Source organism: Modestobacter sp. NPDC049651, from assembly GCF_040659695.1.
Classification (GTDB): domain Bacteria; phylum Actinomycetota; class Actinomycetes; order Mycobacteriales; family Geodermatophilaceae; genus Modestobacter.
The window spans coordinates 98,440-112,318 of the sequence record NZ_JBFAOG010000003.1 but is presented as its reverse complement, the minus strand read 5'-3'; the positions used below and the strand labels follow the sequence as shown (position 1 = coordinate 112,318).

At 71.0% G+C, this 13,879-nt stretch carries 6 protein-coding genes; all 6 read left to right on the top strand.

From position 1 onward, the window contains the following. Positions 1-321 precede the first annotated feature (321 nt). Complete coding sequence (locus tag AB0J00_RS06080; RefSeq protein WP_357741659.1) at positions 322-957, top strand: hypothetical protein; 636 nt, start codon at positions 322-324, stop codon at positions 955-957. Between the two features lie 32 nt (positions 958-989). Then, entirely contained in the window at positions 990-7,073 is a 6,084-nt protein-coding gene (locus AB0J00_RS06075; protein ID WP_357741656.1) for an RHS repeat-associated core domain-containing protein, read from the top strand. 1,297 nt (positions 7,074-8,370) lie between these two features. Beyond that, complete coding sequence (locus AB0J00_RS06070) at positions 8,371-9,612, top strand: MFS transporter (RefSeq protein WP_357741653.1); 1,242 nt, start codon at positions 8,371-8,373, stop codon at positions 9,610-9,612. Between the two features lie 206 nt (positions 9,613-9,818). Further along, complete coding sequence (locus AB0J00_RS06065) at positions 9,819-10,367, top strand: (2Fe-2S)-binding protein (RefSeq protein ID WP_357741650.1); 549 nt, start codon at positions 9,819-9,821, stop codon at positions 10,365-10,367. Next, positions 10,364-12,838, top strand: a complete 2,475-nt coding sequence (locus AB0J00_RS06060) for a molybdopterin cofactor-binding domain-containing protein (protein WP_357741647.1) — start codon at positions 10,364-10,366, stop codon at positions 12,836-12,838. Before AB0J00_RS06065 ends, AB0J00_RS06060 begins: the two co-directional genes overlap by 4 nt. After that, complete coding sequence (locus AB0J00_RS06055) at positions 12,835-13,692, top strand: xanthine dehydrogenase family protein subunit M (protein WP_357741644.1); 858 nt, start codon at positions 12,835-12,837, stop codon at positions 13,690-13,692. The genes AB0J00_RS06060 and AB0J00_RS06055 overlap by 4 nt, the downstream gene beginning before the upstream one ends. Positions 13,693-13,879 lie beyond the last annotated feature (187 nt).

Below are 13,879 nucleotides of genomic sequence, written 5' to 3'. Positions count from 1 at the left end.
GCGGAGCTGCTGATCGTGAACGCCGCCGTTGCCGCGGCGTTCGGCGACGCAGGCAACGGGGGGCAGACGTGCGCCGTGCCCCCGCTCACTCCGGATCAAAGAGTGGCGCTTCAGTCGAAGTTGCCTTTGGTGCGCGCTGTTACCAACTTGTGTTCTCGCCGGGTATTGCTCTGCGTGATCGGTCGCTGCCAGTCTGTGCGCGCTCCACCGGCCCGGACCTGATCCTTCTCGGCCGTCTGTCGTGTTCCGGCTGGTGTGCGGGGGATGTCTGTGTCGAAGCGTCGGGCTTCTTCCGGTCGTGCGGTGTCGCAGCGGTCGGGGGTGCGGCGGTCCCATGGGCTGGTCGGTGCGCTGCTGGCCGGTGTGGTGCTCAGTGGCGTGCTGCAGGCGGTGCCGGCGCAAGCGGCGCCCACGGACAGCACCCTCGCGGCCACGAAGGTCGAGCAGATGGCCGATGACCCGGTCCCGGTGCCCGGCGGACCGGTGACGCCGCCGGCCGGGCCGACCGGGCCGGCCGGTGGGCAGCTGGTCCTCACGCCCGAGCAGCAGGCGAAGTACGACGACGTCGAGGCGGAGGATGCCGCGCTGGCCAGGGCGAAGGCCACCGGCAAGAAGGTGGAGATCACCTCCCGGACGACCGAGTCCTCGATCAGCTACGCCCAGCCCGATGGCACGGTGAAGGTTGAGGTGGCCGCCGGGCCGGTGCGCACCAAGGTCGATGGCGTCTGGGTACCGGTGGACACCACCCTGCAGTTCACCGCCGACGGGGTGCAGCCCAAGGCGGTGACCGGCGACATCACCTTCTCCGACGGTGACGCCGGTACTGCGATGGCGGAGCTGGGTGACGGCGAGGCGACCTCCGTGGCGCTGGGCTGGGCCGGGGATCTTCCCCGGCCGACGCTGCGCGGGGACACCGCGACCTACGCCGAGGTGCTGCCCCACGTTGATCTGCACTGACCGCGACCCGGCAGGGGTTCACCCAGCACCTGGTGGTCAACCAGCGGCCCGACGCGGCCACGCTGGCCGCGCTGGGGCAGCTGCAATTCCCGATGCAAACCTCGGGCGCCGAGGTCAGTAAGGCCGCCGGCGGGCACCTGGAGATCCGCGATGGTGCCGATGTCGTTGGCACCGCGAACGCGCCGGTCATGTGGGACGCGCGCACCAACAAGGCCAGCGGTGATCCGGCCGTGACTCAGCCCATCGGCATGGACCTGGCTCCCGCGTCGCAGCCGGGCACCGACGCGACGGTCGTGCTCAGCCCGCCGCAGAGCTTCCTGACCGACCCGGCCACCGTCTACCCGGTGACCATCGACCCGACTCAGACCTTGGGGCTACTCGGGGACACCTTCGTGCAGAACAACATCGTCAACACCCCGCAGGGTGGAGAGCGGGAGCTGCGGGTGGGCTCCTACAACAGCGGCGGGCAGATCGACCGGTCCCTGCTGCTGTTCGACGTGGAGCCGGCGCTGTACAGCGTCGTGCAGTCCGCTCAGCTGTCGCTGTTCGAGAACTACTCCTACTCATGCAGCCCGCGGTGGATGGACGTCCGCGACGCTGACTGGTTCGATCCACGGACCGTCACCTGGGGCACCCAGCCGTGGATCGACTGGAGCACCGGCGGCATCAAGGCGAATGCCAACGTCGCCTTCGGCGGTTCCGGGTGCGCGGCGAACTGGGTGAACTTCAACCTCACCGGCTGGCTCGCCCAGTACGCCAACGTCGGCAACGGCATGGGCGATCAGATGGCGCTGGCAGTCACCGCTGGCAGCGAGACCGACAGCTACGCCTGGAAGAAGTTCAACTCCGCCGACGCCGGCAGCAACATCCCCACGCTGACGTTCACCCGCGACGGGTTCTGCGACCAGGTCAACAACGTTCAGGTGTGTGGCGCGATCCGGAACGAGTACTGGGCAGTGGGAGGCGACGAGAGCTACCTCGGCAGGCCCATCACCGGGGAGCAGAACGACGGGAACGGCACCTACTGGAACCAGTTCGAACGCGGCTGGATCTACTGGAACCAGGCCACCGGCGCGCACTTCGTGCAGGGTTCCATCTCCGACAAGTGGACTCAGCTGGGCCGCTCGACTTCCTACCTCGGCCTCCCGGTCGACGACGAGTACTGCGTGCAGCTCTACAGCGACCGCGGATGCTGGAGCCAGTTCCAGCGCGGCTCGATCTACTGGACCCCCTGGTGGGGCGCGCACAACGTCCAGGGCGCGATCAACGACAAGTGGGTCGCCATGGGCCACGAGTGGTCCTACCTCGGCTGGCCGCAGTCCGATGAGATCTGCATCGGGCAAGACCCCACCCGCGGCTGCCACAACGACTTCGAGCGCGGCTCCATCTACTGGACCCAGACCACCGGCGCCCACAACATCGACGGCCCCATCCGCAACGCGTGGCTGGCAGCCGGCGGCGAGACCGGCTGGCTGGGCTACCCGGCCAGCGACCCGCTGCCGATTGCCGGCGGCTGGCGGCAGGAGTTCCAGGGCGGCAACCTCGTCTACGACAACCAGACCGGCAATGTCCGCGTCGGGGCCGGGGTGCTGAAGAACCCCACCCAGTTCCAGCGGGTCACCCAGGCCCGGACCCAGCTCAACGCCACCGCCAAGGTCCGCCCGGGCGGGGTCAGCTACGACCGGGTCAAGTTCCAGTGGCGCAACTACGACCTGACCCTCGACGGCGGCTGGGCCGACGTCAACGCCGCCCAAGACCTGCAGACCTCCACCGGTGGGAGCGTCACCCCGCTGGCCGGCACCACCGCGTGGCTGCCGGTCAAGAGCGACAACGCCGGCGGGCTGGCCTCCCAGGACACCTACACCTGGAACGCCACCTCCAGCATTCCCGACGACGGGCTCAAGCAGGTCCGCGCCTGCCTGCGCGTGACGGGCAAGGCCGACACCGACCCCGACGGGATGCGGTGCACCGGGGTCACCCAGATCACCGTCGACCGCGCGGGGCTGACCGGCGCGAACGCCACCGCCGACGCCGGCCCCGGCACCGTCGGGCTGCTCACCGGCGCCTACTCCGTCACCGGCCGCGACGCGGACCTCACCGCCCCGCACGGTGGCCTGGCCGCCACCCGCTCGTTCGCCAGCAACGCCCCCAACCGCGCCGGCCCGCTCGGCCCGGGCTGGGCGCTGTCGCTGGCCGTGGACGAGGCGAGCGCTGATTACCAGTCCCTCACCGACCGCACCGACTCGGTGCTGATCACCCGCGCCGACGGCACCCAGATGCCGTTCCTGCGCAAGTCCGCCACCGACAACAACTACCTCGCCGAGGGCGAGGCCAGCACCGAAGGCTGGACCCTGACCTTCAACCCCGGCTCAGGCACGACCGCGGCCAGTTACCTGCTCACCGACATCGACGGGGACAAGGTCACCTTCGTCCGCGGCGACGGCGCCACCGGCCACCCCGCCACCGACGGCACCGACACCGCCGCGGTCAAGGCCCGCACCTACCGGGTGGACAAGATCGAGGCCATCCGCGGCAAGACCGCCGCGGGCACCAAACAGGACCCCGCGGTGACCAGCGTCCGCTACACCGCTGCCGGCAACCCGCGCTGGCTGCTGGCGCCCACCGACGCCGACGCCGGCGTCGTCTGCGCCGACCCGTCCACGGCTGCGCAGCCGGCCGGCTGCCGGGCGCTGGAGTTCCTCTACAGCGGCACCGGTGCCGACGAGCGGCTGACCTCGATCAAGCTGTGGGCCACCGGCGCCGCAGCCACCGGCACCGGCCTGGTCACCGGTGACACCCCCGTCGCCGCCCAGCAGATCACCGTGGCCACGTACTCCTACGCCGGTGGCCGGCTGGCCGGTGTCACCGACCCCCGCACCGGGCAGACGGTCGCCTACACCTACCGGGCCGACGGGCGGCTGGCCACGATCACCCCGATCGGCGGCACCGCCACCTGGACCCTGGGTTACGACGCAGGGCAGAACGGGGCAGGGGTTCTCCCGCGGCTGGCCACCGCCACGCTCAGCGACGCCACCAGCAGCGCCCTGCCCGCGCAGACCACCTCGGTCCGCTACCAGCTCGACCGCACTGGTCAGACAGTGGGCCTGCCGTCGTTCACCTCCAGCGAGGTCGGCCGCTGGGGACAGACGGTCACCCCGACCGACCTGACCGCGGTGTTCGACCCGGCCACCGTTCCCGCAGCCACCCCCACCGACAGCCAGTGGCGCGGGGCGACCCTCTACGCCCTTGACGTCAACGGGCGCACCGTCAACACGGCCAACTACGGCGGCACGATCAACCAAGACACCGGCGTCGACCAGTCGGCGGCGTGGCGCATCAGCACCACCGAGTACGACCCCGACGGGCGCGGCAACGTCATCCGGTCGCTGACCGCCGGCAACCGCGACCGCGCCCTCGCGGCCAGCACCGACCCCGCCGCGCAGGCCACCCAGGCCAAGCTGCTGGACACCGTCAACGTCTACTCCGCCGACGGCAAGGACCTGCTGCGCTCCTACGCCCCCGCCCGACTGGTCGCGAACGCCGCCGGGAAGCTCGTGAGCGCCCGCACCCGTACCACCACCACCTACGACACCGCCGCCATGCACCCGAACGTGCCCGGCGACCTGCACCTGCCGGTCACCACGACCACCGACGCCGTCGAGATCTACAAGGACCTGCCGGCCGGCACCACTGGCACCGAAGACCCCGCCACCCGCTCCGACCTCGGCAGCCTGGACGGCAAGTCCCGGCTGACCACCCTGGAGTACGGCAACGACAACGCCTGGACCCTCGGCACCGCCACCGCCACCCGAGTCCGGATCGGTGGGAGCGAGGTGGTGACCAGGCAGGCCTTCGACGACCAGGGCCGCACCACCTCATCCACCCTCCCCGCCGGCGGCACGGCCACGAACACCGCGGCCACCACGCTCACCAGCTACTACGCCGCGGCCAGCACCGACCCGGAGTGCAAGTCCGACGCGTGGGCGGGCTGGGTGTGCAAGACCGCCCCCGGCGGCAACCCCTCCGCCGGCTTCGCGGTGCCCACCACCTGGGTGAGCGCTTACGACGTCTACGGGCACGCCACCCGCACCGTCGAGACCGGGCAGGGCATCACCCGCACCACCGATACCGCCTACGACCCCGCGGGCCGCGTCGTGCGCACGCAGACCACCGGTACCGGCACCGAGATCGGCACCGCCCGGGCGATCACCGAAACCACCTACACCCCTGCCGGACTGGTCGACACCACCCGGCTGATCAACCCCGACGGCACCCCCACTGGGAGCACCGCGCAGGGCACCGGCCCGATCAGCCGCGGCTACGACGCCTATGGGCGGCTCACCAGCTACACCGACGGCTCCGGGCTGACCACCAGCCAGACCTACGACACCGTCGGCCGGGCCCAGACCACCAGCAACAACCAGGGCACCCGCACCGTCAGCTACGACGAGAACGGCGAACGCGGCAGCCTCGCCACCTCAATCGCCGTCTCCGACGTCGGCACCTTCACCGCCCGATACGGCGCTGACGGCACCCTGGTCCGCGAGACGATGCCCGGCAGCATCACCGCCCTGACCAAGACCGACGCCGGCGGTGACCCGGTCGCCTTGACCTACACCAAGACCAACAGCGACGGCACCACCAGCCAGTGGCTCAAGAGCTCCGCCGCCGTCAACGGCTTCGATCAGATCGACTCCTACCGGCTCGAGACCGTCACCGGTGCCGCCGGTGCAATCGACCGCACCACCCGCTACGGCTATGACGACCTCGGCCGGTTGACCACCGCCACCGACGGCACCACCGTCGACGGCAACGGCGTGCCCACCGGCAGCACGTGCACCCGCACCTACGGGTTCGACGTCAACAGCAACCGCACGTCACTCACCCAGGCCGGCGCTGCTGGCTCCTGCCCCACCAGCGTCGCCAACGACTCCTACGCGTATGACACCGCCGACCGGCTCCAACCGGCCGGCGCCCGCGCCACGCTGCGTTATGACGCGCTCGGGCGCACCCGCACCCTGCCCGCCATTGACACCGCCGACGGCAGCGCCGACGTCGCCATCGACTACTACGTCGACGACCTCGTCCGCCAGCTCACCCAAGGCACCAAGACGACGACGTTCGGCCTGGACGCCGCCGCCCGGCGCACCGTCCGCACCGACAGCGGCGCCCCGAACCCGACGGTCAGTTACTACACCGGTGACGACGACAACCCCGATTTGGTCAAGGAGACCGACAACAGCTACACCCGCAACATCACCGGCTTCGGCGGCCTCGAGGCGATCGTCACCCGCGCCGGCACGTCCGGCGCCAAGACGGTGGTGCAACTCGCGAACCTGCACGGCGACATCGCCGCCAACGTTCCCCTTACCGCCACCAGCGCGACCGAAATGACGGTGTCGGAGACCACCGAATACGGCGAGAACCGCACCCAGCCCACTGCCGGCAGCACGCCGGCCCGCTACGGGTGGCTCGGCAGCAAGCAACGTGACGCCAGCACTCCCGGCGGCCTCACCCTCATGGGCGTCCGCCTCTACAGCGCCAATCTCGGCCGCTTCCTTAGCGTCGATCCAGTCGCGGGAGGCAGTTTCAACGACTACGAGTATGGCTACGCTGATCCAGTCAATCAGTCCGACATCGATGGACGCGCCCCCCGCTGGGTGAAAAAGGTTGCCAAGGTGGGCGCTCGCGCTGTAAGCAAGGGGAAAGCAGCCGCGAAGGCTGTAGGCCGGACGACAACCAAGATTCGTAAGGCGGGCGTACGGGCATCCAACGCGACTCTGCGTTGGGCGGGATCGCATAAGCGCCTACTGGCCAACGCTGCCGTCGGTATCGGCTGCATCGTAGCCACCGCGGGTGCCTGTGCCGTAGCTTCTGTTGTCTTGGCCGGTGCGACCTTGGGGGCAGATCTAGCGCAAGGCCGATCAGTGGGTGCTTCCCTGAGGGATGCCGCAATCGGTGCAGTCCTAGCGGGGGCGGGTTACGGCTTTGCTAGAGGCGCAGCGGGGGCCTTGAACTCCCTCACGAGAGGTCAGAGATATGCAACTAACGGGATGCTCGGCATGCCGTCCACAGCCTTCGGTGTTGGACCCTTCGTGCCTAAGAGGCGGAACTGATGATACCCGCTAGTCGAGCACCTGAGTCCCTGTCCGTGGAAAGACTTATGTCAGGTGAGACCCAGGAAGTGAAATCTATACCGCTGGCTATCCTTGGGACTTGTGTATCGCTGGTCGGCGTATTGTTGGCTTCCATAGTCTGGGTAATCCAGCGGCACGACGAACCCCTCCTGCTCGGCTTAATCTCCGGCCCAGTAGCCGCACTACTGGTCTACATTGGAGTCGTGGTTGGCCCGTTGGCTTCCTTTGCAGCCTCGCCAGAGGGACTAATCATCCAAAATCCATTCCGGTCGGCGACCATGCCGTGGGCGGTCTTCCGATCCGCTCGTGTGGGAACGTTCGGCTTGAGAGTCCGAGACGACAGTCGTGAGTTTCCGGTTTTTGTCCTCCAGGTAGCCAATCGAGATTTGCGGTTCACAGAAGAGAATCGGCCAACCAATCGCTTGGCTGTCATCCTGGGCCGAATGGGAGAGGCTGTTGCTCATTGCGGCTACACCGAGATCTTTAGCGGAGCAGCTCAAACTGCGGTTCGCTGGCGCCTTCCGTCATGGTGGTGCCTGGCGCTAATGGCAGCCTACTCGGTTGCGACAGTCTATTTCGTTTGTACCTTGTAGTCGGAGCGGGCCGATCCGACTACCTCCGAAGAAACTAAGCCGACCTCCGCCGCGACGCAACTTTGGCGAGGCTTCGAATGAGGCAGTGATAGGTTAGAACCTTGGCGCCATGCCCGCGCGGTTCGATAGGTCAAATTGAATAGGCCCGGCCCCTCGATGAGCGGCCGCGGTAGGGTTACTGAACGCCCCTTTAGTGACCACGCGGCGGTGACCCGGAGGCCCGAGCCGTTAGATAGACGATATTCTCTCACGGTCGATGCCCGGAAACGCTGGTCCGACGAGTGACACATAGGCGAGTTCGCCGCCCTAGCCGAGGCGCAGCAGTACTCGCTGACCCAGCCACGAGTCCGAGCGCTGTCGTGAACTGACCGAAAACGCCCGTTTCTGGGCCTCTCCGAGCGCCCCTTGACTCGACGTGCGTTCGCGCAGGTCGACCCACGGCTCGGCCGACCCGAAACTCGTGTCCGAAATCAACGGCTCAATACTCGGCCCGCCAGACGTTTCAGGGCCGCTCGGGTCCCGCGGCTGATGGCAGCCCTCTCTCGCAGCGTCGTCCCGTCTCGTGCTGGCGGCGCCGGGCCCAGGACCCACGGGGAACTGCCATGTGCAGTCCGGCGGCGCGGAGGTCAGGTCGCCGCGCCCGGGCGGGAAGCGCTGACGACGGCAACTGATTGGCTCTTGACGTGGAGACGCTGCCCTCGACCGCCCAGGCCGCGCCGCCCTCGGCCGCACCGACGCACTCGTCCGCCCGGGTGGCCGCCGCGATCGGCGCGCTGGCCCTCGGCGGCTTCGCCGTCGGCACCACCGAGTTCGTCACGATGGGCCTGCTGCCCGACATCGCCGACGGTGTCGGCGTCGACATCCCGGCCGGTGGGCACGTCATCTCCGCCTACGCGCTCGGCGTGGTCGTCGGCGCGCCGGTGATCGCCGCGGCCGGCGCCCGGGTGCCGCGCCGCACGCTCGCCCTGGTGCTCATGTCGTTGTTCCTGCTCGGCAACGCGCTGACCGCCGTCGCGCCCGGCTACGGCACGCTGCTGCTGGCCCGGGTCGTCGCCGGCCTGCCGCACGGCGCCTACTTCGGCGCGGCCTCGCTGATCGCCACCTCGCTGGTCCGCCCCGAGGCCCGCGGCCGCGCGGTGAGCTCGGTGATGCTCGGCCTGGCGGTCGCCAACGTCGCCGGCGTCCCGGCCGCCACCTGGCTCGGGCAGCACCTTGGCTGGCGGGCTGCCTACTGGGCGGTCGTGCTCATCGCCGCCGCCACCGTGTGCGCGGTCGTGCTGTTCGTGCCGCGCACCCCCGGCCGCGTCGAGGCCTCCGTGCGCACCGAGCTCGGCGCGCTCCGCCGTCCGCAGGTGCTGCTCACCCTGCTCATGGGCACGGTCGGGTTCGGCGGCATGTTCGCCATGTACAGCTACGTCGCGCCGATCGTCACCGACGTCACCGGCGAGAGCGACGCGTTCGTGCCGCTCGCCCTGCTGGCCTTCGGCCTCGGCGGGCTGGCCGGGACGGCGCTGGGCGGCCGGCTCGCCGACCGCGCGCTGATGCCCTCGCTGTTCGGGGCCAACGCCGCCATGGCCGTGGTGCTCGCCGTGCTGCCCGCCGCCGCGCACCACCCGGCGACGCTGCTGCTCGCCGTGGCCCTGACCGCCTGCTCCGGCTCGGCCCTCGTCGTCTGCCTGCAGCTGCGGCTGATGAGCGTGGCCGGGGACGCGCAGATGCTCGGCGCCGCGCTCAACCACTCGTCGCTGAACCTCGCCAACGCCCTCGGCGCCTGGCTGGGCGGCCTGGTCATCGCCGCAGGCTGGGGCTACACCGCGCCCAGCACCGTGGGCGCCGGGCTGTCGGTGCTCGGCCTGCTGGTGCTCAGTGCCTCCGCGCTGCTGCGCCGCCGGCAGCTCGCCGCGGACCCCAGCGCCGTCGTCTGAGCCGCCGGGGCTGCAACCCCGCTGCAACGTCGCCGTCCTCCGCAACGGCGGGCCGAGCCGCGCCACTGATCCGCTCGCGCGGCAGATTCGGGCCGATGGGGCTGCCGCCCCGGCAGCTGAGGGTGTCCTGACCGCTGTGCCGCTGGTCACACTGGAGGCCGGTCGGGGCTCCCGGCCGAGTGCCCCCTGCAACGGAGCGGAGGACCATGACCCAGATCGACGTGCGGGTCGACGGCGCGCGGTACACCGACGACGTCGAACCACGGACCCTGCTGGTGACCTACCTGCGCGAGACGCTGGGCAAGGTCGGCACCGTCGTCGGCTGCGACACCAGCAACTGCGGCGCCTGCACCGTGCACCTCGACGGCCAGGCCGTGAAGTCGTGCACCGTGCTGGCCGTGCAGGCCGACGGCTGCGCCGTCACCACCATCGAGGGGCTGGCCGACGGCGCCACCCTGCACCCGGTCCAGCGGGCCTTCTCAGAGATGCACGGGCTCCAGTGCGGCTTCTGCACCCCCGGCATGATCATGGCCTCGGTCGACCTGCTCGCCGACAACCCCGACCCCAGCGACGACGAGGTGCGGGAGGGCATCGAGGGCAACCTCTGCCGCTGCACCGGCTACCAGAACATCGTGCGCGCCGTGCGGCACGCCGCCGCCGAGATGCGCGGCGAGGCGGTCGAGGGCCGCACCGCCCCGGCCGAGGTCGACACGGCTGCGGCCGACCACGTCGCGCGCGAGGGGGCGCAGGCGTGACGGCCGTCGAGGAGGGCCAGCAGGTCGACGGCACGCAGGTCGACGGCAAGGAGGTCGGGCGGGCGCGGCAGCGCAAGGAGGACGCCCGGCTGATCACCGGCCGCACCCAGTGGACCGACAACCTGGTGGTGCCCGGGCTGCTGCACATGGCGGTGCTGCGCAGCCCGGTCGCGCACGCCCGGATCACGAACCTGGACACCAGCGCGGCGCTGGACCGGCCCGGCGTCGTCGCCGTCCTGACCGGTCGCGACCTCGCCGACGAGCAGGGCTCGCTGCCCTGCGCCTGGCCGGTGACCCCGGACATGGTCAACCCCGGGCACCCGTCGATCGCCGTCGACGAGGTCCGGCACGTGGGGGAGGCGGTCGCGCTCGTCGTCGCCCGCTCCCGGGCCGCGGCCGCCGACGCGCTCGAGGCCATCGACGTCGACTACGACACGCTGCCGGTCGTCCTGGACATGGAGGAGGCCGTCCAGGACGGCGCCCCGCTGGTGCACGCCGGCACCTCGTCGAACACCAGCTACCACTTCGTCTTCGACGCGGGCGAGGCCGGCACCGGCACCGACACCGAGCAGGCGTTCGCCGACGCCGACGTGGTGGTCAGCCGCCGGTTCGTGCAGCAGCGGCTGATCCCGGCGTTCATGGAGCCCCGGTCGGTCGTCGTCCAGCCGCAGGGCGACAACTTCACCATGTGGAGCTCCACCCAGGTGCCGCACATCCTGCGGCTGATGGCCGCGATGGTCACCGGCATCCCCGAGCACAAGCTGCGGGTGATCGCCCCCGACGTCGGCGGCGGGTTCGGCGGCAAGCTGCAGGTGACGCCGGAGGAGATCCTGTCGCTGCTGGTCGCCCGCCGGCTCGGCAAGCCGGTCAAGTGGACCGAGACCCGCAGCGAGTCGCTGATGAGCGGCCACCACGGCCGTGACCAGGTGCAGTACGTCGAGGTCGCCAGCGACCGGGAGGGCAACGTCAAGGGCCTGCGGGTGCGGCTGCTCGCCGACATGGGCGCCTACCTGCGGCTGATCACCCCGGGCGTGCCGGTGCTCGGCGCGTTCATGTTCCCCGGCATCTACCGGTTCCCGGCCTACCGGTTCGAGTGCGACGGCGTCTTCACCAACAAGACGCCGACCGACGCCTACCGCGGCGCCGGCCGGCCCGAGGCGACGTTCGCGATCGAGCGGATCATGGACGAGCTCGCCGCCGAGCTGGGCATGGACCCGCTGGAGCTGCGCCGGAAGAACTGGATCCCCAGCTTCCCGTTCACCACCGTCGCCGGGCTGGAGTACGACTCCGGTGACTACGAGGCCGCCACCCAGCAGGCGCTGGACCTGATCGGCTACGACGAGCTGCGGGCCGAGCAGCGCCGCCGCCGGGAGAGCGGCGACCCGGTGCAGCTGGGCATCGGCTTCTCCACCTTCACCGAGATGTGCGGCCTGGCGCCCTCCCGGGTGCTGGGGTCGCTCGCCTTCGGCGCGGGCGGCTGGGAGCAGGCGTCGATCCGCATGCTGCCCACCGGCAAGGTCGAGGTCGTCACCGGCAGCACCCCGCACGGGCAGGGCCACGAGACGGCGTGGAGCCAGATCGCCGCCGACGCCCTCGGGGTGCCGTTCGAGGACGTCGAGGTGCTCCACGGGGACACCTCGATCAGCCCGCGGGGCCTGGACACCTACGGCTCCCGCTCGCTGGTCGTCGGTGGGGTGGCCGTGGTCAAGGCCGCGGAGAAGGTGGTGCAGAAGGCCCGCCGCATCGCCGCGCACCTGCTGGAGGCCGACGAGGGCGACCTGGAGTTCGCCAGCGGCCGGTTCTCCGTCAAGGGCAGCCCCGGTTCCGGGATCGCCATCCAGGAGGTCGCGCTGGCCGTGTTCGCCGCGCACGACTACCCGGAGGGCATCGAGCCGACGATCGACGCGGAGGCCACCTTCGACCCGGCCAACTTCTCCTTCCCGCACGGCACGCACATCTGCGCGATGGAGGTCGACACCGAGACCGGTTTCGTCAAGATCCGCAAGTACGCCTGCGTCGACGACGTCGGCACGATCGTGAACCCGCTCATCGTCGAGGGCCAGGTGCACGGCGGGCTGGCCCAGGGCATCGCCCAGGCGCTGTACGAGGAGGCGGTCTACGACGCCGACGGCAACCTGACCACCGGCACGTTCGTCGACTACCTGCTGCCGGCCGCCTCGGACCTGCCGCACTTCGACACCGGTAACACCGTGCACCCGGCGACCAGCAACCCGATCGGCGCCAAGGGCGTCGGGGAGGCCGGCTGCATCGCCAGCACGCCGGCGGTGGTGAACGCCGCGCTGGACGCCGTCCGGCACCTGGGCGTCACCGACGTCCGGATGCCGCTCACCCCCGAGCGGGTCTGGCGGGCGCTGCACGAGGGCGGGGACGGCGGGGACCGGGCGCCCGACCGCACCAACGCGCAGGCCGCCGACGCCGCCGAGGCCCCGACCACCGGAGGTGCCCAGTGATCCCCGCCCCGTTCGCCTACGCCCGGCCGACCACCGTGGAGGAGGCGCTGCAGGCCGTCGCCGAGGGCGGTGAGGACGTGAAGCTGCTGGCCGGCGGCCAGTCGCTGATCCCGGTGATGCGGCTGCGGCTGGCCGCACCGGAGGTCGTCGTCGACCTCGGCCGGGTCACCGAGATGCGCGGCGTCCGGGAGGACGGCGACTCGCTGGTGATCGGCGCGATGACCACGCACGCCGACGTCCTCACCGACCCGCTCATCGCCCGGTACGCGCAGCTGCTGGTGGAGGCCACGCACACCGTGGCCGACCGGCAGGTGCGCCGGCGCGGCACGTTCGGCGGGGCGCTGGCGCACGCCGACCCGGCCGGTGACCTGCCGGCGGTGGCGCTCGCGCTGGACGCCGAGTTCGTCGTCGCCGGACCAGGTGGACGGCGCACGGTCGCTGCGTCCGACTTCTTCGTCGACTACCTGACCACCGCGATCGGCGAGGGGGAGCTGCTGGTCGAGGTGCGGCTGCCCAAGCTCGGCGAGGAGTGGGGGGTGCGGTACGAGAAGTTCAACCGGGTCGCCCAGGCCTGGTCGATCGTGGCCGTCGCCGCCGCGGTGCGCCGGGAGGGCGGCCGGATCGCCGAGGCGCGCATCGGGCTGACCAACATGGGGGCCACGCCGCTGCGCGCCACGGCCACCGAGCAGGCGCTGGTCGGGGCCGACGTGTCGCTCGAGGCCGTCACCGCGGCGGCCGCGCTGGCTGCCGAGGGCACCAGCCCGAGCAGCGACCTCAACGCCCAGGCCGACTACCGGCAGCACCTCGCGCAGGTGCTCACCCGGCGCGCGCTGGCCGCCGCGGCCGGCCTGTAGCGACCGCACCGGACGGACCGGTCCGCACCACCGGACCGGTCCGTCCGGCGTGGCGCAGCCCGTTTCCGCTGCGCAGTCTCCCGTCACGTGGTCGGATGGGGGACGAGCGCGGGAGCGGCGCGAGAGCATCGCTCCCGTCAGCAGACAGCAGGCCCCGCCCGGGTCAGCCGCCGTCCCGGCGCCCGGG